A 22,097-nucleotide genomic window follows, 5' to 3' on the forward strand; every position below is an offset into this window, starting at 1 on the left:
GATCGGCGTTTTGCTTGGTACCGACTTGGTGACGATGGCACTCATGTCATCAGGCGGCTTGCCCGTGTGTGGGATGCCAATCAACAGGAAGGCGGCAAGCTGCGTACTCAGACCAGCTTGTTGGTGCGGGCAAAGTCGGTCAGGTCCACCACATTGGAAATGCCCAGCTTTTCGAAGATATTCACCTTGTAGGTGCTGACTGTCTTGTTGCTGATGAACAGCCGGTCGGCGATATCCTTGTTGGACAGGCCCTGTGCCAGATGCTGCAGCACAGCCAGCTCGCGGTCCGACAGCTTGTCGATACGGCTGTCCAGCAGGCTCTCGCCATTGAGCTTGGCTCCGGACACCACATCACGCGGGAAAAAGCTGTAGCCGGCCATGATGGCGTCCGAGGCCGACAGGATGGCATTCAGGTCCTTGCTCTTGCTGACAAAACCATCCGCCCCGGCCTGCATCGAACGCGAGGCGTAGACCATCTCGTCCTGTGCTGACAAAACCAGCAGCTTGATGGCCGGATGCTGGCCCTTGATACGCTTGATCAGTTCCAGACCGCTAATGCGCGGAATATTGAGGTCGATGATGATGAGATCGGCCTTGTGTTCCCTGACCAGTTCGATGACAGACTGGCCATTATCGGTTTCCCCGATGATTGAATACCGCCCCGACTTCTCCAGCACCGAACGCACGGCCAGGCAAATGGCCGGATGATCATCAACAATGATGACGCTTTTCATGATTAGTCTCCAGAATGTATCAATTGAAGTAATATTTTTCTAGCATTCGACTGATGGAGAGTAATTATTTTTTCTTAAAAAAGTCATAAGAAAAATCTAGTATTCAATCAGAAATTTCCCATCAGCAATCAGTATGTTGATAAGGATAATGTAACAATTATAAAAACCCAAGTATTGCGTTTCAGGTGATTTGAATGTCCAGCCAGTCCTCCGGAAATACATCCTTTCCGCTAAAGATATTGATTGTAGAAGATCATGCTATTCAGCGCATGGTATTGCGCCAGTTGCTGCATGAGTTGGGAGCACTTTTGGTTGATGAGGCCGAAGATGGTTATCAGGCTTTGTCATGCTTGGAGTCGAATACTTATGATTTGGTAATTTGTGATCTGGATATGCCAAATCTCGATGGTATTCAATTAATGCGGCATTTATGTAATTTGGATAAATTGCCGCAGCTGATTTTCTGCAGCGTGCAGGCTGCAGATATTCTGCAAAGCGTGCAGCGTGTTGGTGGCTACCATGAGTTACCCGTACTGGGCTGCCTGGAAAAGCCGCTGTCGCGCGCCGTGCTGTCGCCTCTGTTGCTACGCGTATTGCAGTCCAGGACTGCTGACGCAGGTAGCGCTGCCAGGAGTTACCATTTTTCCCGCAACGAGCTGCAACACGGGCTGCGCGCCGGGCAGATCCAGCCGTGGTATCAGCCCAAGGTCGACCCGCAAACCTCGCGCGTGGTTTCGGTTGAGGCACTGGCGCGCTGGCAGCATCCCGATCTGGGCCTGCTCGGTCCGGCCCTGTTCCTGCCGCGTATTGATGAAACCGGCCTGAGCGAACAGCTGCTTTGTAGCATGCTGGAACATGCGGTGCGTGATTGTCGTCATTGGGATGTGCAGTTTCCAGAGTTGAAACTGGGGGTGGCCGTCAATATCAATATGCGTGAATTCGATCAGCCCGGCATGCCTGACAAATTGAAAGAGATAATGCAGGGCAGTCATTTGCCACCATCGCGCATTACGATTGAATTAACAGAAACCCAGCCACTGGATAATTTGAGTTACTCGCTGGAAAATGCCATTCGGCTGCGGGTGATGGGTTTTAATCTGGCACTGGATGATTTTGGTGCGGGTTATTCGGGCTTTCACCATTTGCGGGAAATCCCGGCTAATTCCGTCAAGATCGACCGCACGCTGGTACATCATGCGGCGGGCGATCCGACTGCGGAAAAGCTGCTTGGCTTTGCCGTGCGCATGTTGCAAAGCCAGAATGTGGCGGTGGTGGTGGAGGGCGTGAGCCGGCAGCAGGATTTTGATCTGGTCAAACAGCTGCGTGTCGACCTGGTACAGGGTTTCCTGCTGGCCGAACCCATGCCGTCGGCCAGCCTGGCGCAGTTCATTGATAGCCGGCATGGCATGCTGCTGGTTTAGCACCGTGCTGACCCGTCTGCTCAGGCTTGTTGACCGGTAGCGGCCAGTACGATTTCCCGAATCGCCACTCTTTGTGGCTGCTGATAGGCAAAGCGGATGGTTTCCGCCACATCCTCGGCGGCCAGCACTCCGCCCATTTCCTGCTTCCACTGTTGATAGTCCTGCTTGATGGCCTCATCGCTGGTGTGGCTGAGCAACTCGGTTTCCACCGCGCCAGGGGCAATGGTGATGACGCGCACATTGTGACCGGCCACTTCTTCGCGCAGATTCTCTGAAATGGCATGTACGGCAAACTTGCTGCCGCAGTAGGCCACATGACCGGGAAAGGTCTTGCGTCCGGCAATCGAGCTGACATTGATGATGGTGCCGTGACGGCGTGCCACCATGCCTTGCAGTACGGCATGGATGCCATTGAGCAAGCCCTTGACGTTGACTTCCAGCATGCGCTCCCACTCGGCCGGGTCCTGTTGCGTCATCTTGCCCAGCAGCATCACGCCGGCATTGTTGATGATGGCATCGGCCGGGCCGAATTGCTGTTCGGCCTCGGCCACGGCTTGCAGGACCGCGGCGCGGTCGGTGATGTCAATGGCGCGGCACAGGGTGTGCGGCAATTGCAGTGCTTGCAGCCAGTCCAGCCGGCGTGCCAGCAAGAGCAGCGGATGGCCGTGGCTGGACAGCAGGCGGGCGGTGGCGGCACCAATGCCGGAGCTGGCGCCGCTGATGATGATGAGAGGAGGGCGCATGGTTCGTCCTTGTATAGATAATTTGCATGGATAAAAGCTGGATACAGTGTAAAAATTAATCCAATAGCTGAAAAATGATTAATTTCTCTGGTTGGTATCGGTTTTATCTATGGATATACGGCAACTGAAGGCATTTATCGCGGTATTTGAGGAGCGCAGCATCACGGCGGCGGCGCAGCGGCTGTGCATTACCCAGCCCACCTTGTCGGTGACCATCCGTCAACTGGAAGAGGACCTGGCGACCACCTTGTTCGAGCGGCTGGCGCGTGGGGTGGCGGTGACCGAGGATGCCCGGCTGTTTTATCCGCAGGCCCGGCAACTGGTGGATCAGGCCGATGGTCTGCTGCGGCTGTTTCGCCAGCGCCATCATTGCCAGCCGCTGCAGCTGGGCATCGAGGCTGATCTGGGTGCCGTGCAGGTGGCTACGCTGCTGAGCGCGGCACGGGCGGCTATTCCCGGACTATTGCTCAGCGTGGTGGATGGCTGTGCCGGCGATGCCAGGCTGGCGGCGGAAGAATTGCGTTGCGAGGATGAGCTGTTCCTGCCGCTGTGGGAGGAGACATTCGTGCTGGCCTTGCCGCAGCTGCATCCGCTGGCGCAGCGCAGCGAACTGGCCATGGCAGACCTGCACCAGCAGGACTGGATCACCTGTCCGCAGCATGCCTCGCATCAGCGCCTGCTGGCCATGCATGGCGAGGGAGCGGCCGGGCTGATGCTGGCGGCACATGCTGGCTCACTACAGCTGGCGTTGCGCATGGTGGAGGCCGGCTACGGTGTGGCGCTATTGCCGCCCTCCTTGCTGGAAAGCAGTAGCCGCGTCGTGGGGCGGCCGCTGAGCGGCCCTGGGCTCACCCGCCGCCTGGGCCTGTGCTATGCGGCACAAGCGCTGGAAAAGCCGGCGCTGCGGGCTTTGCATGATTATTTGCAGGCTGGCAGGCAGACCGAGGCCGAGTCCGTGTGAAGACTGACTGGCGGGAGGGGTGGTAGGTCTGCAGCAGAAATATTATTGACAAGGTCAACTTTATTTTGCATATTTATTGATATTGTCAATTAATTAAATCGTGGCGACCGTGCTGCGGGATAAGCCACTACATTGCCCACTACAAGGAAAACCATGAATGGCCGATTTAAGCCCTGCCCGTGAACGTGGCCTGCTCTATCTGCTGGCACTGACCCAGTTCACCATCATCATGGATTTCATGGTGATGATGCCGCTGGGGCCGCAGATCATGCAGGCTTTTGCCATCAGCCCGGCGGCCTTTGCCACGGCCGTATCGGCTTATTCCTGGTGTTCCGGCCTGTCCGGCCTGTTTGCCGCCACCTATATCGACCGCTTCGACCGCCGTCGCCTGCTGCTGGTGATTTACGGCCTGTTTGCCTTGTCAAACCTGGTCTGTGCCACCGCCGGCAACTTCCACATGCTGCTGCTGGCCCGCGCGTTTGCCGGCCTGAGCGGCGGCGTGCTGGCCTCCATCATCATGACCATTGTCAGCGACATCATTCCGGTGACGCGCCGGGGCGCAGCTACCGGGGTGATCATGACGGCGTTCTCGCTGGCCGCCATCGCCGGCGTACCGGCCGGCATCGTGCTGGGGGCGCACCTGGGCTGGTCGTCGCCCTTCTACCTGCTGGTGGTGCTGTCCTTGCTGATCTGGCTGGCGGCGGCCTGGCTGGTGCCTTCGCTCAGGCTGCATCTGCAAGTGGCTCCGCCGCCCTTGCGTCAGGTGCTGCCGGAACTGTGGCGCTTGCTGACTGATGCACGCCATGTGCGGGCTTTCGGCCTGACCTTCATCATGATGGTGTCGCACATGATGGTGATTCCGTTTATTTCGCCGGTACTGGTGGCCAATCACGGTATCGCACCGCAGCAGATTGCCTGGATTTACATGGCCGGTGGCGCGGCCACCTTCTTTACCTCGCGGCGCATTGGCCGGCTGGCCGACCGCTATGGCAAGCACCAGCTGTTCCGCATCATGGCCTTGTTTTCCATGCTGCCCATCCTGTTTGTCACCCATCTGCCGACGATTCCCTTCCTGGCCATCGTGGCGTTTTTTCCTGTGTTCATGGTGGCGCTGTCCGGCCGCATGATTCCCCTGCAAGCGCTGCTGACCACAGTGCCGGAACCGCAGCGGCGCGGCGCCTTTCTCAGTGTCAACAGCGCCATCCAGTCACTGGGCAATGGCTGTGGCGCCTGGCTGGGCGGCTTGCTGCTCAGTGCTGGCAGCGGTGGGCAGATCATCGGCTACGGCAGCAATGGCTGGTACGCGGTGCTGCTGGTGGGCGTGGCTCTGTGGTGGGTGGGACGGGTGCATGCTTTGCCGGCGCTGCGCACACCGGTGGCGGCTTCCTGAGGTCTGGTCCTGCCGAGGCCGTGCTTGTAGTCAATGTTTAATAGGGATGTGCTGGTTGTGAGTTTGCATGAACAGCTAGAATGCCGGCTGCGTTTGGTCAGTATTGCCGTGATGCTACGCTCGGGGGAGCTGGCGTCAGCTTAGAACCTGTTCACGATCTGTGATACTTGGGTGATCCTGCGTTGAAAAGTCGTTCAAAATGCTCATGGACTCCCTGTCCATTCCACTTTTTCACGCCCTTTCGCCTTGGCTGACCCTTCGTTCACTAGATCGTGAACACGTTCTTAAGGGTGGCAATGACCGATGTCGTCGAAAACAGCTTACAAGCACAAGTCATGCAAAAAAACAAAGAAATGGCTGCCCGGGCAAACCGGCAAGCCTGGTGGCGGGGGTGTAGCACAATCGGTTTGCTGGGCTTGGGGCTGGCATGTTGTGCCATGCCGCTGCTGGCTGCCGAAATCAGCAATGGTCTGGGCACGGTCAAGCCGGTGCTGGGGCCGGGCATGCAGCTGGAGCTGGATGCCGCCACACTGGATCTGCGTGGCTGGCTGGGTGCCGGTACGGTGTTGCGGGCGGCTAATCCCGACCCGCAGCTGACTGGTGGCACCAATATGAAAAACCTGAATGACGGAGATCTGAATTACCGTAGCGGCGATGCGGTGTCCACTGCGCTGGAGGCTTATCTGCAGGCGGATCTGCAGTATCGCGGCCTGGGCCTGCGGCTGGCCGGCAAGGGCTGGTATGACTACACCCTGTCACGGCAAGGGGTGGCGCATGGCAATGTGCCCAATCATTATCAGGCCGGCGCACCGCTGAGCGACGAGGGCTTTGTCGCGCTGGGGCGCTTTGGCAATGTGGTGCTGGATGATGCCTATCTGTACGGCACGACCCGCCTGGCTGGCCGGCCGCTGTTGCTGCGCGCAGGGCGTCAGACCATTCCCTGGGGCAGCCCCACCGTCGGCGGTGTGCTGTCGCAGGTCAGCGCCACTGACTATGCGGCGCTCAGCCGCGCCAGTTCGGTGTCAGCCGAAGCCGGCATTCCGGATTGGGCGCTGTATGGCAAGCTGGACCTGAACGAGCGGCTCAGCCTGGACGGTTTTTACCAGTTTGCCTTTGCGCCCAATGTGTATCCGGGTTGCGGCACCTTTTACTCTACCGGCGATTATGTGCAGCCCGGTTGCAATGCGCTGACGCTGAACGGTAGCTTGTTGTCGGCCCTTTACCATCGCAACATCAGCACCACCGATGCGCAGTCGCTGGGTAATGCGCTGGATTCGGTCAGCCGCGCGGCCGACCGGCTGCCTGCCGGCGGGCAGTACGGCTTGGGCATGCATTACCTGCTGGACGGCGTGGGCCTGTTCGGTTTTTACGCTGCCAATATCGACAGCAAGGTGGGCTATACCGGGGTGCAGCATAATAGCGCCGGCGTGCTCACGCCTCTGCTCGCCAATACCGGCCAGGCCCAGCCTGGCGGGCTGAGCAGCCAGTACTACCGCAGTTTTCCGGCAGATCTGCACCTGTTTGCCGTCAATTTCAAGACCGGGCAGGCTGCACGCGGGGCGGTGTATGCCGAGCTGGCCTACATCCCGGATCAGCCGCTGGCCTGGAACGGTGCCGACTTTCTCAATGGCCTGCTGCTGGGGCGCGGACCGCTGGCGCGGCTGGTCCAGCTGCCGGCAGGGACCTCGGCAGATGGCTATGATCGCTTCCGCGTGATGAATCTCAGCCTGGGCGCCAGCAAAGTGCTGGGCCAGGTATGGGGCGGGGCGGCCAAGCTGTCGGCCGAGTTGGGGTCGAAATATGTGATTGCTCTGCCGGACCCCTCGGTGATGCGTTATGGTCGCGGTGGCTGGGGCATGGCACCCAGTCAGAACAATCCGGGCTGCACCAGTGATGCAGCCAGCTGCCGAGTGGATGGTTTTGTCACCAGCCACGCCTGGGGCGTACGCGCCCGGCTGGAAAGCCGCTATACCGGGCTTTGGCCTGAGCTCAGCCTCACCCCGGCGCTGACCCTGGGGCAGGATGTGCGTGGTTATTCCTATGACGGCCTGTATTCGCAGGGCCGCTTCAGCGCCATGCTGGGCCTCAGCCTGGAAATGCGCCGCCGCTACCAGCTGGATATCAATTACCTGAAAACCGGTGGTGGCGATTACAACCTGCTGCGCGACCGCAGCCTGTTTTCACTGAGCCTGGGCATGCGGCTTTAGCCAATGTGGCCGCCAGCCAGCGGCGATTTGCCGGGTGCGGGTGGCCTCGTTACACTTGCAGGCTGCCCGGCAGGCAGGATGCGCCGCTTGCTGGCACCGTTTTCCATTTCGATTGCCGCCCTATGAATGAACAACTTGCGCTCAACAAGATCAACCAGGCCATGCAGCACCTGCAGCAAGGCAAGCCGTCCGTAGCCAGAGACGGGTTGCTGCGGGTGTTGAAAGCCTACCCGGACAGCCCGGAAGTCAACTTCCTGCTGGGGTTGGCGCTGGTGCGGCTGAGTCAGGGCAAGGCTGCGCTGGCGCACTTCAACCGCGCAATTGCCCTGCAACCTGATCTGGCCGAGGCTTATGTCAATCGCGGCATCCTGCTGAAAAACCAGCAGCAGTTGCCGCAGGCCTTGCGCGATTTCGACCGCGCCATCGCCCTGCGTCCTGGCATGGCCGAAGCCTACAGCAACCGTGGCAATGTGCAGGTGCTGCTCGACCAGCGCGCAGCGGCACATGAGGATTTTGTCACCGCCTTGCGTCTTGATCCGCACAATAGCGACGCCATGGTGAATCTGGCGGCGCTGCTGGCGGAAAACGGCGAGCATGTGGCGGCACAGGCATGGCTGGACAAGGTCCTCGCGCGCTTTCCTGACGATGTGCTGGCCCGCTACGACTTGTCCTGGTTGCTGTTACTGCAGGGCGACTATGCCACAGGCTGGCAGTACTACGAGGCGCGCAAGCTGGACCCACCGCTGTGTCAGCGCTCTGGCCTGCAGCGCTTTACTCAGCCGGAATGGCAGGGCGAGTCGCTGGAGGGCAAAACCCTGCTGCTCCACCAGGAGCAGGGCTTGGGCGATACCATCCAGATGTTGCGCTATCTGCCTTTGTTGCAGCAGCGCGGTGCTCGGCTGATCATGCTGCTCAATCCACCGTTGCAGGAGCTGGCCGCTCAGGTGGTGAGTGGAGTGCAAGTGTTTACCCGGCGCGAACAGCTGCCGGCTTTTGATCTGCACTGCCCGATGATGTCCTTGCCCTTGCGCTTTGCCACCACGCTGGACACGATCCCGGCAGCCACCGCTTATCTGACGGTGACGGCTGAGCAGCAGCAAGTCTGGGCAGAGCGGCTGGGTGTGCGCCCGCGCCCGCGTATCGGGCTGGTGTGGTCAGGACTGGCACAGCATCTGAATGACCGGCAGCGCAGCCTGAAACTGGCGCAACTGGATCGCCTGCTGCAGCTGGATGCCGAGTTTCATTCGCTGCAGCGCGAGTATCGCGAAGATCCGGCCCAGGTGCGTGCTGCCGGCATCGTCGACCATGCGGCAACGCTGAATACCTTGCAGGACACGGCAGGACTGATCATGCAGATGGATCTGGTGATCAGTGTGGATACCTCGGTGGCTCATCTGGCAGGTGCACTGGGCAAGGCCTGCTGGGTATTGCTGCCGTTCAATCCGGATTTCCGCTGGGGCCTGGGCCGCAGTGACAGCCCGTGGTATGCCAGCATGCAGCTGTTCCGCCAATCGGCAGCACGCGACTGGCAGCCGCTACTGGACGAGGTGGCCAGGCAAGCTGCCCGGCAGCTGGCCGTGGCCGATGGCGGTGTGGACTCAGTCGTCGCGGGTCAGCACTTCTAGCACTTCGATTTCAAACAGCAGATTGGAGTGGGGCGGGATGCGCGCACCGATCTGCCTGTCGCCATAGGCCAGTGCCGCCGGCACCCACAGCCGGCGTTTGCCGCCCACGCGCATGCCCATCAGTCCGATATCCCAGCCCTTGATGACGCGGCCGGTGCCGATCACGCACTGGAAAGGGCGGCCCTTGTCGTGCGACGAGTCAAACTGGCTGCCATCTTCCAGCCAGCCGGTATAGTGGGTGGTGATCAGCGCGCCGCGCACCACGGCCTTGCCCTCGCCCAATTGCAGGTCTTCAATTTTCAGTTGTTGATCCATCGTCATCTTCGCTACGCAGGTCGAAAAAACAGCCGCTGCTGCGGCCATCGCTGGCGCATTCTAGCCTGAGTCGGCTGGTGCTCCCAGCCGCAGCGCAGGCGGCGTGTCCATTAGCGGGTGCTGCGTAGCGTGGTTGGCGGCAGCGGCAGCGCTTCATCTGCATCAAGCAGGCCTGGGCTGTCCACCGCTCTTTGTCGCTTCGCCCGAGGCGGTGGACCCGGCGGGGCGAGCAGGCTGGCTGGGCGGCTCAGGCCGCGATGACACAGTTGCGGCCCAATGTCTTGGCCTGGTACAGCGCATGGTCGACACGCATGATCAGGCTTTCCAGGCTCTCTTCGTCCAGATGTTGCGTGACACCCATGCTGATGGTGATGGCCGGCAGATGTGTCTTCTGGCTGCTGGCCACGGTTTCGCGCAGGCATTCGGCCAGGTGCAGCGCATTGTGCTGACTGGTTTGCGGCAGCAGGATGATGAATTCCTCGCCGCCCCAGCGGCATACACTGTCGACTGCGCGCACCCGTGATTGCAAGCTATGGGCCAGCCACACCAGCACCTCGTCGCCGGTGAAGTGGCCAAACTGATCGTTGATGCGCTTGAAATGGTCGGCATCCAGCAGGATCAGGCTGAAGCCGTTGCCAAAGCGCTGCTTTTCCAGAATGGCGCGTTCCAGCTGTTGCAACAGGTAACGGCGGTTCCACAATCCGGTGAGCGGGTCGCGCAGCGCCGCCTGTTCCAGCTCGGCCTTCAGCCTTTGCTGCTCGGTGATGTCGTGTATCACGCACAACATCAGCCGCTTGCCATGCACCTCCACTGGGCCGGCATAGGTCTGTACATCGCGCAGGCTGCCATCTGCCAGCCGGTGCACAAAGCTCAAGGGCTTGTGGCCGCCCGGCAGCAAGGATATCTGCTGCATCACCGGCAGGATGGCACGGCCCTGGGCGTTGATTTCCCAGGTGTGCTTGGCGGCGAATTCAGCGCGGGAATAGCCATAAAAGCGCATCGCGGCTTCATTCACATTGACGATGCGACCTTCATCATCCGGGTCGATCAACAGCATGGGCGCGCTATTGGTCTGCATCAGCATGCGGTGAAAGCCGTCTTCCGCTAGCGCGTCGGTGGTGGCGCTTGCTTGGGGGGCCGGCAGGGTATGGGAGGGTGGGCTGGCTTCGATCAGGATGGCGTCGGCTTGTCCGGCCATTTCCAGCCAGCGCAGGTGGCAGCAGAGTGGCTGTTGCTGGCCTTGCTGCTGTATGGTCCAGATTTCCACCACCTGCTCGCGGGCCAGAATGGCCGGCGTGTAGTCGGCCAGTGCCGGGTGTACGCAGGCGGACAAGCTGCCGTGGCGCATGTCGTCAATACTCAGGCCCGCGTCCAGCGCTATCGCCGCCGGATTGGCGTGCAGTACTTCCTCGGTCGACGGGCGAATAATCCATACCGGCGTCTTGAGCATGTCAAGCAATACAAATGGGTTCATGGCAGCAAGCTGTGCTAAAGGCCGGGTAGTCAGTATATGTTTGACATACTAGATGGCCTTTGTTGCCACTTCAACATTGGCTCTGTTATCGGGCGCCCTATTGGCATGGCTGGCGCGGTGCTTGACGACCATGGCTGCGTCAACGCCACCGCCGTCATCGCGGATAGCTGTAGAGCAATGTGCATTCGCGTGAATGTGTTGCCGGCAAGGGTCGCAGAGCGGCCGCCGCACTGGGCATGGTGATTGGCAAGCGCGATTGCTGCGTGCCATGCCGTGTTTGATGGCGCTTGTCTTGCGCATCATCGGGCTGCCGGGGAACTGCCGATTGGACGAATTGCAGCGCAATCCGCAGGATGTGGTCTGGCGGCTTCTGCGCGATAATGCAGGGCTGACGGTCATTCTGGCCGCATGGCCGGAGACTTTATGCAACAGGTGGTGGCGCAGCATGGTTTTACCTTACCCTTGCCGGCGGATTATCACGCTGCCACGGTGCTGGCCTATCACGGCCGCGATCCGGCTGGGCCGGCCGAGTGCTGGCAGGGAAATTATCTGCAAAAAGGCTTGTTGCTGCACGGTGCGCCGCTCTTGCTGCAGCTGGAGTTTGATACCGGCTGTGTGCATGTCGTGTTCAGCGGCTCGGCGCTGCTGGACTGGCCGCTTGTACTGAATGAGGCAGAGCCCGTGGTGCGCCGCATGCTGGGGCTGGATGGCCAGCGCGAACGCTGGCAAGCACTGGCAGACAGTCAGCCTGCGGTGGCGCGGCTGCTGGGTGGCCGGCCTGCTTTGTGGCTGCCGCTGACCGCCGAGCCCTTCGAAGCCTTGTGCTGGGCTATCATCGGCCAGCAAATCAATCTTTCCTTTGCTACGGCACTGCGGCGCAGCCTGATTCAGCTGGCCGGCCTGCCGATTGCCGGCAGCACGCTGCTGGCTCATCCCGGCCCGGCCGAGGTGGCGGCCCTGCAACCGGAGCAGCTCACCGGCCAGCGCTTTTCCCGCTCCAAGGCCGCTTATCTGCTGGGTGCGGCGCGTGCCGTGCTGGATGGCAGCCTGCCTCTGACGGCACTAGCCGGGCAGAGTGCAAGCGAGGCCGAACGCCAGTTGCTGGCGCTGCATGGGGTGGGGCCGTGGACGGCGCGTTATGTCATGCTGCGCGGGCTGGGTTTTGCCGATTGCGCCCCCATCGGTGACAGCGGCCTGGCCACGGCGCTGCAACGTTTTCATGCCCTGCCACAGCGGCCGGATGCCCGCCAGACCGAACAGCTGATGCAGGCATTCGCCCCTTGTCGCAGCCTGGCCACCCTGCATTTGTGGGCCAGCCTTACGGAGAACACATGAAATATTCCGCTCCCGATCTGTTTAGCGCGCCTGCGCCGGAGAGTGTGGCCCAGGCCACCGACTCGGCCGCCCGCCATATCTCCCCCGTTGCACCGCTGTTTGCCCAGGGTGGCTTGTGGAGTGACACGCCGCCTGCGGCCCTGCCACCGGCCGCCGCTGATGCCGCCGCAGCCGTGTTGCAGGCGCCGCTGCATGCGGCCTGCCATGGCGTGGTGGCCACCCGTTTTGGCCCAGCCATGGTGTGGCTGGATTTACAGGGCCGGCTATTGCGGCTGGATTTTCATCTGGAACAGGAGTTGCAGCGGGCGCAGCTATCGGGCAGCCGGCGCGATGATGCCGCCGTGGCCGAAGTGGCACGCCAGCTGCACGAGTACGAGCGGGGTGAGCGGCGCAGTTTTGATGTGCCGCTGGCGGCTCGCGGTACGGCTTTTCAGCAGCAAGTATGGGCGGCCTTGTGCTGCATTCCCTATGGCGAAACCATGAGCTATGGCGAACTGGCGCTGGCACTGGGCAAGCCCGGTGCCGCCCGTGCCGTGGGGCGGGCCAATGCCACCAACCCGATTGCGCTGATCGTGCCCTGCCACCGCGTGCTGGGTGCTGATGGCAGCCTCACCGGTTATGCCGGCGGTTTGCCGCTCAAGTCGGCGCTGCTGCGCTTTGAACAGGAAAACACCGTGCCGGGGCTGTTTGGCGCGGCCGGCCGGCTTTGAGTCGCGGGTACTATCCCAGCCGCTGGCTGGGCCGTGCCAGATAAAACCACTCCTGCCCGGTCTGCGCGGCAGGATTGGGAAACACGATGCAGCCATCGTCCAGCGCCAGTACCGGGCTGCCATCATGCCGCCGGCCGATCAGCTCGCCCTTGCCTACCGGGTCGAAGCTGGCAAAGGCACGGCTGAAGCAGTCGTCGTCGTGCAGCTTGTCCACCACCTCGTACAGACTCAGCGTTTCGATAGCGGCCTGCGCTGCCGGCGCGGGGCCTGCCACCATGCCCAAATGGGCCAGCGTGTTGCGAATGGCCTGATAGGCCACAGCGGGAGCTGCCGGGTCCTGATGCTGGCCGCACTCCAGTGTCAGCGCCCAGCCGCCGTTGGCACGCATGAACTCGGTCGTGCCCATGCCGTAGCGGGCATCGGTATTCAGCTGTAGCTGGCGGTTTTCACTGTGGCCAAACTGCGCCAGCCGCCGTTGCACTCCCAGTGCATAGGTCGACAGCCAGCCATCCACCAGTCGGCCCACGCCCAGCCGTGCGGCCAGGGCTTCTTCCTGCGCGGCGTGGGCAAAGGCTTCCAGGCTGTTCTGGTTGTCGCGCGGGCCGATAAAGACAAAGGCTTGGCCGGGCGACTGGAAGGAGTGCAGATCCAGCAGCACCTCATGGCTGGCCAGCAGCGGGCACAGCCAGTTGGCAACGTGGTCTTCAAAATCCTGCGGTGCGACCACCGGGGCCAGATTGCGGTTCAGGTTGCGGTCGGCCCCGCGCTGTCCCCGCTGGTAAGCAAGCGTGTTGACCACCGGTACCAGCGTCAGGCTGCCGCGTTGCAATAGCAGCTGTCCCTGTTCCAGCTCAGCCTGGATGCGCCGGATGCCGGCACTGCCGCAGGTCTCATTGCCATGCACCGCACCCAGCACAATCAGTCTGGGGCCGGTGTCCGGCGCAGTGTAGTGGATGGAGTGAAAGTGCAGCGGCTGGCTCATGATGGTTTCCGGCAATCGTGGTGATGGTGACCTATTCTGCACGGCTGGGCAGGGTGTGTCGCCATGCCTTACAGCAATGGCCCCAGCATGGCCACCGTGTTGTTCCACAGCCGCCGCCACAGCGGCCAGGCGGCCACCTCGGCCGGGCTGATCAGGCTGCAGTGCGCCAGATAAGCCTGCTGGCGCTCGCGTAAGCTGGCCGTCAGCTCGCGGCTGTGGCACAGCAGATTGTTTTCGTAATTCAGCTCGAAGCTGCGGCGGTCCAGATTGGCCGAACCGATCAGGCAGATGTCCTCGTCCACCGTCATCAGCTTGCTGTGCAGCAGGCCACCGTGAAATTCGGCAATCACCACGCCGGCATCCAGCAGCTCGGCGTAATAGCTGCGGCTGGCGGCACTCACTACCAGCGAGTCATTGCGTGCCGGCAGCAGCAGGGTGGTGGCCACCCCGCGCTGGGCGGCGGCGCACAGCGCGCTTTGCAGGGCTTCGTTGGGGACATAGTAGGGCGTGGTGATGGTGAGCTGGCGGCGTGCGCTGTACATCAGCGCCACAAACAGTTCCGGCATGGCCGAGTGACGGGCGGTGGGGCCGGTGCCGATGGCCTGGGCCAGTAGCGGCGGCCCGTCCGTTGTCAGCGGTGGCGGTGGTGCGGCGGCCAGCAAGGGGCCGAGGTCTTCCTGACAGGCCAGCATCCAGTCGGTGGCAAACAGCCGCTGGTTCTGCTGCACCACCGGCCCGTCAATGCGGATGACGGCATCCACCCACGGGGCAAAGCGCGGCTTGATGCGGAATTCCGGGTCGGCACAGTTCTGGCTGCCACAGTAGCCGGTGAAGTGGTCGATGACCACGATCTTGCGGTGATCGCGCAGATCAATCCGGCCGCTGAACGGCCGCAGCAGTGGATTTCCCACTGGCAGGGCGATAGCCAGATGCACGCCGGCGGCTTGCATCTGCTGCCAGAGCGGCGAGTGCAGCAGATCGCGCGAGCCGACATCATCCGCCATCGCGCGACAGTGCACGCCACGGGCAGCAGCGCGCATCAGCGCCTGCGCGATCTTGCTGCCGTTGTGGTCGGGCAGCCAGATGTAAAACAGCAGATGCACATGCGAGCGGGCGGCATCGATGTCCGCCACCATGCTGTCGATGACCGCATTGGAATCAGCCAGCAGCTGTGCCCGGTTGCCGCTGCAGGGCGCGAAGCCGCTGATGGACTGCCCCACATGAAACAGCTGGGCCTGATCTGCCGGCAGGGACTGCACGGGCCATGTCTGCTCCAGCGCCGGCAATGGCGGCAGCTGTTGCTGGATGCGCGCCAGCCGGGCCATGCGGCGGCGGCCGATGCTGACTTCGCCTAGCAGCACATAGGCGGTGATGCCGACAAAGGGCAGGGTAGCGACGACTACCGTCCAGGCGATGCGGGCGGCCGGGTCGCGGTAGGGGCGCAGCAGCACGCGCACGATCAGCAGCAATTGCAGGCTGATGTGTAGCAGCAGGATCAGGGCAGAAGTGGCGCTCATGGCTGGCATCATGCCAGAGCGGTGGTGGCTGCGTCCAAATGCGGCGGCTGGCCGTGCATTGACGCTGGCTGGCGGGCTGCACACAATGGCCGTAACCGGGAAAGAGGCAGACAGATGAAACAGCAGCGCGGCAGGGTAAGGCAGGTGGAAGTGGGCGGGCGCATCATTCATGTGCACCGATTGCCGCTGCGGCTGGCGCACGATATCTATCACGTGAGCATGACCATGAGCTGGCCGCAATTCTACGTGTGCATTGCCGCCTTGTTCTTTGTGCTGAACCTGCTGTTTGCCGGCCTGTACCAGCTGGAGGCCGGCAGTATTGCCAACCAGTTTCCGCAGGATTTTCGCGGCGCGTTTTTCTTTAGCGTGGAAACACTGGCCACGGTGGGTTATGGCGACATGCACCCGCAGACGGTATACGCCCATGCGGTTAGCATGCTGGAAATCTTCATCGGCATGATGAGCCTGGCGCTGGTGACCGGGGTGACCTTTGCCCGCTTTTCCTTGCCGCGCTCGCGCATCGTGTTTTCCCACCATCCGGTGATCCGCCCCATGGATGGCCAGCAGGTGCTGATGCTAAGGGCGGCCAATGCGCGGCAGAACGTGATTGTCGATGCCCAGGCCCAGTTGCACCTGTTGCTGAATACGGTCAGCAGCGAGGGTACCCGCCTGCGCCGACTGCACGACCTGACTCTGCAGCGCCAGCATCATCCCATGTTCGTGCTGAGCTGGACGCTGATGCATGTGATCGACGCGCACAGCCCGCTGTTTGGCCGCAGTGCGGAGGAGCTGGCGCAGCTGCAGGCCGGGTTTATCCTGTCCATCAGCGGCAGTGATGAAATCACCCGTCAGCCCATGGCATCACGGCATATCTTCCAGCATGAGGACATCCGCTGGAACTACCAGTACCGGGACTTGCTGTATACCGATGAGCATGGCGAAGACCATGTCGATTTCGGCCTGCTGCACGATATCTCCCCCATGCCGGACAGCGTGCAGGCGGGTGAGCAAGCCAGCGGCTGAGCCACTGCCACCTCCATCCGCTACAATGACCCGGCCTGTCGCTCAGGACCAGCCGGCCTCGATGTCGGCTGCCAATAACAGTGGCGGCCCACCGGGCCAGCTGCATCAGGATGTGAAGGAAAAATCATGGCGGGAGCCAGCCTGTTAACTTTGCTTGACGATATTGCCACCGTGCTGGATGACGTGGCGGCCATGACCAAGGTGGCCGCGCGCAAGACTGCCGGTGTGCTGGGGGATGACCTGGCGCTGAATGCGCAGCAGGTGTCCGGGGTACGTGCCGAGCGGGAGTTGCCGGTGGTGTGGGCGGTGGTCAAGGGGTCCTTGTGCAACAAGGCCATTCTGGTGCCGCTGGCCCTGGCGCTCAGTGCCTTTGCCCCTTGGGCGGTGATGCCGCTATTGATGCTGGGGGGCCTTTACCTCTGCCTGGAGGGGATGGAAAAGCTGGCCCATCCCTTGCTGCATGACAAGGCAGACGATGTGGCACACGAGGCCGAGCTGGAAGCCATGCTGGCCGACCCGGCCATCGACCCGCTGCGGGTCGAGGCGGACAAGGTGAAGGGAGCGATCCGCACCGACTTCGTATTGTCTGCCGAAATCATCGCCATCACGCTGGGAACGGTCGCCGCTGCCAGCCTGACTTCGCAACTGGTGGTGCTGGTCGGCGTGGCGCTGATCATGACCGTTGGGGTGTATGGCTTTGTCGGCCTGCTGGTAAAGCTGGACGATATCGGCCTTTACCTGCTGCGTCTGGGTGGGCCGCTGCGCAGCATGCTGGGGCGCGGCCTGATTCGCGGCATGCCGTGGTTGATGAAGGCGCTGGCCATCGTCGGAACCGTGGCCATGTTCATGGTGGGCGGCGGCATCATCAGCCACGGCTGGCCGGCGCTGCACCATGGCATCGAAGCGCTGGTGCACCCGCTGTCGCATCTGCCGGTGTTAGGCGCGCTGGCCCGCTTGCTGTTGCCGGCCTTGCTGGATGTGCTGGTGGGCATGGTGGCAGGCACCCTGGCGCTGGGTCTGCTACTGGGCTGGCAGCGTGTGCGCCGTTGAGATTCAGCTGCGTGCGTGCTGTAGCGGCAGTTTGCTACTGTGTTTTATCGCATCCAGAATGATGGTGGATTTCACGCTGCGCACCAGTGACAGCTGCATCAGCCGGTTCATCACGAAGCGGGACAGCGAGGGCAGGTCTTCCACCACGATGCGCAGCAGATAATCGGCCTCGCCGGCGGTGGCGTAGCATTCCAGCACTTCCGGCAGCGCATCGATGGCCTGGGCGAATTCGCGCAGCGAACTTTCGCTGTGGCGCTCCAGGCTGACGTGGGCGAAGGCCATCACCGACAGGCCGATTTTTTCCGGCAGGATGCTCACCTGATACCCCTGCACCACGCCGTGTTCTTCCATGCGCTGGATGCGACGTCCTATCTGCGAGGCAGACAGGGCAATCTGCTGCGCCAGCTTCTGGTGGGTGCTGCGGGCATCCTGCTGCAAGGCCTGCAAAATCTGCCAGTCAAAGCGATCCAGTTCCATCGGTGCAGATTCTCCGCGTAAATTTGCTGTTTGATGCGGCAAGTATGCAAATTTTTTGCTGACAAGGCAAAACTTGCGGACCCGCCGCACGCTGTCGCCTCTACACTGAAAGCATCCCCACCCGCCGGATTTGCCGCCATGAACGACCGCAGCGATTTTGTCGTCCCCGATATCACCACCCGTAAAAACCAGGGACTGCGCCACGATCCTGTCGACTACACCCTGCCGCAGCCGCTGGAGCGCTATAGCGCCGAAGACCACGCCACCTGGGCCACGCTGTATCGCCGCCAGTGCGCCATGTTGCCGGGCCGCGCCTGTGACGAGTTCATGCAGGGCCTGCAACAGCTGGAGGTGGATGCCGACCGGGTGCCGGACTTTGCCCGGCTGAATGAAAAGCTGCTGGCAGCCACTGGCTGGCGCATGGTGGCGGTGCCGGGCCTGATTCCGGATGACGTGTTTTTCGAGCATCTGGCCAATCGCCGCTTTCCGGTGACCTGGTGGCTGCGCGAGCCGCATCAGCTGGATTACCTGCAAGAGCCGGATGTGTTTCATGACCTGTTCGGCCATGTGCCGCTGTTGATCAATCCGGTGTTTGCCGACTACCTGCAGGCTTATGGCCAGGGCGGGATGAAGGCGAAGAACCTGGGTTTTCTGCCGGTGCTGGCGCGCTTGTACTGGTACACGGTGGAGTTTGGCCTGATCAACACACCGCAAGGCATGCGTATTTACGGTGCCGGCATCCTGTCCAGCAAATCGGAATCGCTGTACTGCCTGGACAGTGCCAGCCCCAACCGTATCGGTTTCGATTTGCAGCGGCTGATGCGCACGCGCTATCGCATCGACACCTTCCAGAAAAGCTACTTTGTCATCGACAGCTTCCAGCAGCTGTTTGAGGCCACCGCCGTCGATTTCACGCCGATCTACCAAGCCCTGCAGGCCTTGCCCACGCTGGGTGCGGGCGATGTGGATGCGGCCGACAAGGTGTTTCACATTGGCAATCAAGAAGGCTGGGCGGATACCGACGATCTCTGATCATTCTCTGGATGGTGAACACGTGCTGAGCGCCACGCTTGGCATGGCTCAGCACAAGGCCGGCCCCCAGGGGTGCCGGCCTTGTGCGTTTGGCGGCTCCAGCTAGCCGATGCGGCGGCTCAGAGTGCGGCTTCCACCCGGTTGCGTCCGGTGCGCTTGGCCTGGTACAGCGCCTGATCCGCCGCCTTGATCAAGGCCTCGACATTGGCCTGGGCCGGCTTTTTCTCCGCCACGCCGATGCTGACCGTCAGGCACAGCGCCAGCCCAGAAGCCACCATGCTGCGGTTGGCCAGGGTGGAGCGGATGCGTTCGGCCACCTGGATGGCGGTGGACAGCCGGGTATCCGGCAGGATGATGAGAAATTCCTCGCCGCCAAAGCGGCAGATGATGTCGGAGCGGCGGCAGAACAGCCGCAGGATGCCGGCAAATTCCTGCAGGATGATGTCGCCCACATCGTGGCCGTGGTCGTCATTCACCACCTTGAAGTGGTCGATATCCAGCATCAGTGCTGACAGAGGCTGCTGGCTGAGCCGGGCTTCGTCCCAGATCTGCGGCAGATAGCGCATGGCATAGCGGCGGTTGTACAGGCCGGTCAGGCCGTCGGTCTGGGCGGCTTCCTGTGCCAGCTGGTTGTCGATGGACAGCTCTTCCAGGTGGCGGCGCAGCAGCTCCTGTTCCTGGCGCAGGCTGCGCTGTTCCTGGATGATGCGCTGGCCGGCCTTCAGCCGCGCCTGCAGGATGCGTGGCGGAATCGGCTTGCTGATGAAGTCGTCGGCACCGCTGCTGAACACCTCGGCCAGATTGTCTTCATCGTCCAGAATGGTCAGCACGATGATGTAGAGCTGACGGCCTTCCGGAATGGCGCGCAGGCGGCGGATCAGCTGCAGGCCGTCCAGGCCGGGCATGGCCAGGTCGGTAATCACCAGCTGTGGGCGCTTGTCAAGCACGATGTCGTAGGCTTCCTGGCCATCGGCGGCCACTTCGACCTTATGCCCCAGTATCTGCAGCAGGCGTTGCAGCATCATGCGCTGGCTGGGCTCGTCTTCCACCACCAGAATATGCAGCGCTTCCTGCTCTTCCTCGGCTTCCGGCAGGCGCGGCACCATGCTGTTGCGGCGTTCCAGCAGGGCAAAGGATTCGACTTCCGGTGTGGTAATGGCCAGTTGGGCATTCCATTCGCGCCATTCGCGCACCACCTCGTCGCACAGGCGCGGGAAATGACTCGGGTCGATTTCCATCTTGGCTGCCTGCTTCTTAACCGTTTCATAGGCATGCAGGCGGGCTTCGCCATCCAGAAAACACAGATCGGCCACTTGCGCCGCCAGGCGCAGGCACAGTGCCAGCCGTGCGGCGCGCGAGCCGTCGCTGGCACTGGCGGCATCAGCTTCTTCGTGCAGGGTGACGGCATCGCAGAACATCTTGGGCAGGCCCCAGTCGCGCAGCAGCGCGCTGGCGATGTCCAGGTGGTGATAGCCGAACTGATCAGCCTCCAGCCGCGCCAGTACCGGGGCATAGGGGCCGCCGTGGCTGGCGATCAGCTCGCCGTAGGACTCCGGGTGCAGGGTGGCCATGGCCAGCTGGCCGATGGAGGACAGCATGCCGATGGTAAACAGCTCGCCGGGTGGCGCCAGCCGCTGCGGGCTGCCCAGCAATTGCATGGCCGTACCGCAGGCCAGGGCACGTGACCAGTAGTGGTCGTAGTCGAATTGCCGGCACTGGCCACGGCGATGCTCGGCCACCAGGGCAAAGGTGAGGGCCACCTGGTGTACCGCGTTCAGGCCGATGGCCATCAGCACGTCGGGGGTGAGTGCCACAGCAGGCCGGCTGCGCAAGAAGGCGGCGGAATTGGCCACCTTGAGCAGGCGGCCTATCATCACCGGGTCGGTATTCAGGACGGCGATCAGTTCCGGCAGCGGCACATTATTGTGCTCGCTCAGTTGCATGACCTTGAGCACACTGCCCTTGGGCGAGGGCAGGTTGCCGCTGATCTTGAGTTCATTGAAGGTTGCGGTTTCAAGCATGGCCAGCTCCCCGGCTGTCGGCCGGTAGCGAGGGTGGATCCTGCTCATCCGCATAGCGTTGGCGAATGGTCATGACTTCGGGCCAGAGGGCGAACAGGGCATCGACACAGTCCGGGTCGAAATGTGCTCCCTTCTGGGCTTCCAGATGCTGCCTTGCCCGCTCCAGCGGCCAGGCTTGTTTGTAGGGGCGGGCCGAGGTGAGGGCATCGAATACATCGGCGACGGCGACAATGCGGCCCCACAGCGGGATATCCTGGCCGGAGAGGCCGTGCGGGTAGCCGCTGCCATCGAATTTTTCATGATGGCTGAGCGCCACCACGGCGGCGCATTGCAATAGCGGCGATACCGAGTCGGCAAGGATTTCATGCCCGAACAGCGGGTGCTGGCGCATGATGGCCATTTCTTCCTCGCTCAGCTTGCCGGGCTTGAGCAGGATGGCATCAGGAATGCCCACCTTGCCGATATCATGCATGGGCGCGGCTTCCTGCAGCATTTCCTGCTCTTGCAGCGGCAGTCCCAGCTGGCGGGCGATCAGCCGGGTATAGGCCGACATGCGCAGCAGGTGGGCACCGGTTTCCTGGTCGCGGTATTCAGCCGCCCGCGACAGGCGCAGGATGGCTTCCTTTTCACGGGCGCGGATTTCCGCCGTGGCCTGCTTGACCTCTTCCAGCAGCCAGGCCGCGCGGTTGGCCAGTTTCTGGGTACTCTTGCGCAGTGCCAGCAGGTTGCTCACCCGCACCGTCAGTTCCACCTTGTCCACCGGCTTGGTCAGGAAGTCGCGCGCACCCTGCTGCAATGCCAGATGGCGCACATCGCGCTCGGTATCGGCGGTGACCATCACCACCGGCACATCCTGGCGCTGCGGCAGGGCAAAGAAACGGCGCATGAATTCCAGGCCATCCATCTCCGGCATCATGTAATCCAGCAGGATAAGATCGGGCTCGTGCTGCCGACACCATTGCAGCGCCTGCAGCGGATCGGCGAAGGTGTCTACCGTGACGCCGTCCAGCTTCTGCAGGATATGGCGCAGCAGCAGCAGGTTGGTGTCGTTGTCGTCCACCACGATGACGTGCGACATGG

At 62.0% G+C, this 22,097-nt stretch carries 19 protein-coding genes; 10 read left to right on the forward strand and 9 right to left on the reverse strand.

Annotated elements, in window-relative coordinates:
• Positions 1-107: 107 nt before the first annotated feature.
• Positions 108-734, reverse strand: coding sequence for a response regulator transcription factor (locus DBR44_RS03315; protein WP_124642046.1), 627 nt, complete (start codon positions 732-734; stop codon positions 108-110).
• Between the two features lie 194 nt (positions 735-928).
• Here DBR44_RS03315 and DBR44_RS03320 point away from each other — a divergent pair, with 194 nt between their 5' ends.
• Positions 929-2,155, forward strand: a complete 1,227-nt coding sequence (locus tag DBR44_RS03320) for an EAL domain-containing protein (protein WP_124642048.1) — start codon at positions 929-931, stop codon at positions 2,153-2,155.
• A gap of 20 nt (positions 2,156-2,175) precedes the next feature.
• On the opposite strand, the gene DBR44_RS03325 is transcribed toward DBR44_RS03320, so the two are convergent.
• A complete protein-coding gene (locus DBR44_RS03325) occupies positions 2,176-2,898 on the reverse strand; it encodes an SDR family oxidoreductase (RefSeq protein WP_124642051.1) in 723 nt (240 codons plus the stop codon).
• 109 nt (positions 2,899-3,007) lie between these two features.
• On the opposite strand from DBR44_RS03325, the gene DBR44_RS03330 reads away from it, so the two are divergent.
• The 4 genes from DBR44_RS03330 (at position 3,008) to DBR44_RS03345 (ending at position 9,081) form a co-directional block, all read left to right on the forward strand.
• Complete coding sequence (locus DBR44_RS03330; RefSeq protein ID WP_124642053.1) at positions 3,008-3,859, forward strand: LysR family transcriptional regulator; 852 nt, start codon at positions 3,008-3,010, stop codon at positions 3,857-3,859.
• A gap of 157 nt (positions 3,860-4,016) precedes the next feature.
• On the forward strand, positions 4,017-5,249 hold the full coding sequence (locus DBR44_RS03335; RefSeq protein ID WP_124642055.1) for an MFS transporter: 1,233 nt from the start codon (positions 4,017-4,019) through the stop codon (positions 5,247-5,249).
• 353 nt (positions 5,250-5,602) lie between these two features.
• Positions 5,603-7,456 carry a DUF1302 domain-containing protein gene (locus tag DBR44_RS03340; protein WP_370449620.1) on the forward strand — a complete coding sequence of 618 codons (1,854 nt, stop codon included), beginning with the start codon at positions 5,603-5,605 and terminating at the stop codon, positions 7,454-7,456.
• A gap of 122 nt (positions 7,457-7,578) precedes the next feature.
• On the forward strand, positions 7,579-9,081 hold the full coding sequence (locus DBR44_RS03345) for a tetratricopeptide repeat protein (protein ID WP_124642060.1): 1,503 nt from the start codon (positions 7,579-7,581) through the stop codon (positions 9,079-9,081).
• Here DBR44_RS03345 and DBR44_RS03350 read toward each other — a convergent pair.
• Together DBR44_RS03350 and DBR44_RS03355 are read right to left on the reverse strand one after the other, a co-directional pair.
• Positions 9,055-9,396: an FKBP-type peptidyl-prolyl cis-trans isomerase gene (locus DBR44_RS03350; protein ID WP_124642062.1), complete on the reverse strand. Its 342-nt coding sequence runs from the start codon at positions 9,394-9,396 to the stop codon at positions 9,055-9,057. The genes DBR44_RS03345 and DBR44_RS03350 overlap by 27 nt on opposite strands.
• A 247-nt stretch (positions 9,397-9,643) precedes the next feature.
• Positions 9,644-10,870, reverse strand: coding sequence for a sensor domain-containing diguanylate cyclase (locus tag DBR44_RS03355; protein WP_124642064.1), 1,227 nt, complete (start codon positions 10,868-10,870; stop codon positions 9,644-9,646).
• Between the two features lie 423 nt (positions 10,871-11,293).
• Here DBR44_RS03355 and DBR44_RS03360 point away from each other — a divergent pair, with 423 nt between their 5' ends.
• Together DBR44_RS03360 and DBR44_RS20010 are read left to right on the forward strand one after the other, a co-directional pair.
• Entirely contained in the window at positions 11,294-12,205 is a 912-nt protein-coding gene (locus tag DBR44_RS03360) for a DNA-3-methyladenine glycosylase (RefSeq protein WP_158613548.1), read from the forward strand.
• On the forward strand, positions 12,202-12,915 hold the full coding sequence (locus DBR44_RS20010) for a methylated-DNA--[protein]-cysteine S-methyltransferase (RefSeq protein WP_124642068.1): 714 nt from the start codon (positions 12,202-12,204) through the stop codon (positions 12,913-12,915). Before DBR44_RS03360 ends, DBR44_RS20010 begins: the two co-directional genes overlap by 4 nt.
• Positions 12,916-12,925: 10 nt before the next feature.
• On the opposite strand, the gene DBR44_RS03370 is transcribed toward DBR44_RS20010, so the two are convergent.
• Positions 12,926-13,897 (reverse strand): succinylglutamate desuccinylase/aspartoacylase family protein, encoded by a 972-nt coding sequence (locus DBR44_RS03370; RefSeq protein WP_124642070.1) that lies wholly within the window; start codon positions 13,895-13,897, stop codon positions 12,926-12,928.
• Positions 13,898-13,965: 68 nt separating this feature from the next.
• Entirely contained in the window at positions 13,966-15,414 is a 1,449-nt protein-coding gene (gene cls / locus DBR44_RS03375) for a cardiolipin synthase (protein ID WP_199730960.1), read from the reverse strand.
• A 114-nt stretch (positions 15,415-15,528) separates the two neighbouring features.
• Between cls and DBR44_RS03380 the strand changes: the two genes are divergently transcribed.
• Together DBR44_RS03380 and DBR44_RS03385 are read left to right on the forward strand one after the other, a co-directional pair.
• Positions 15,529-16,437 (forward strand): ion channel, encoded by a 909-nt coding sequence (locus tag DBR44_RS03380; RefSeq protein ID WP_124642072.1) that lies wholly within the window; start codon positions 15,529-15,531, stop codon positions 16,435-16,437.
• A 126-nt stretch (positions 16,438-16,563) separates the two neighbouring features.
• A complete protein-coding gene (locus DBR44_RS03385; RefSeq protein ID WP_124642074.1) occupies positions 16,564-17,487 on the forward strand; it encodes a DUF808 domain-containing protein in 924 nt (307 codons plus the stop codon).
• A gap of 3 nt (positions 17,488-17,490) precedes the next feature.
• Here DBR44_RS03385 and DBR44_RS03390 read toward each other — a convergent pair whose 3' ends face one another.
• A complete protein-coding gene (locus tag DBR44_RS03390; RefSeq protein WP_124642076.1) occupies positions 17,491-17,964 on the reverse strand; it encodes an Lrp/AsnC family transcriptional regulator in 474 nt (157 codons plus the stop codon).
• 138 nt (positions 17,965-18,102) lie between these two features.
• Here DBR44_RS03390 and phhA point away from each other — a divergent pair, with 138 nt between their 5' ends.
• Positions 18,103-18,996 carry a phenylalanine 4-monooxygenase gene (gene phhA / locus DBR44_RS03395; RefSeq protein ID WP_124642078.1) on the forward strand — a complete coding sequence of 298 codons (894 nt, stop codon included), beginning with the start codon at positions 18,103-18,105 and terminating at the stop codon, positions 18,994-18,996.
• A gap of 119 nt (positions 18,997-19,115) precedes the next feature.
• Here the strand turns inward: phhA and DBR44_RS03400 are convergent, their stop codons facing one another.
• Both DBR44_RS03400 and DBR44_RS03405 read right to left on the reverse strand, forming a co-directional pair.
• Positions 19,116-21,017 carry a diguanylate cyclase gene (locus DBR44_RS03400; protein WP_158613549.1) on the reverse strand — a complete coding sequence of 634 codons (1,902 nt, stop codon included), beginning with the start codon at positions 21,015-21,017 and terminating at the stop codon, positions 19,116-19,118.
• Entirely contained in the window at positions 21,010-22,095 is a 1,086-nt protein-coding gene (locus tag DBR44_RS03405) for an HD domain-containing phosphohydrolase (RefSeq protein ID WP_124642082.1), read from the reverse strand. Before DBR44_RS03405 ends, DBR44_RS03400 begins: the two co-directional genes overlap by 8 nt.
• Positions 22,096-22,097 lie beyond the last annotated feature (2 nt).

The sequence above is a fragment of the Aquitalea sp. FJL05 genome, from assembly GCF_003852595.1.
GTDB lineage: Bacteria > Pseudomonadota > Gammaproteobacteria > Burkholderiales > Chromobacteriaceae > Aquitalea > Aquitalea aquatilis.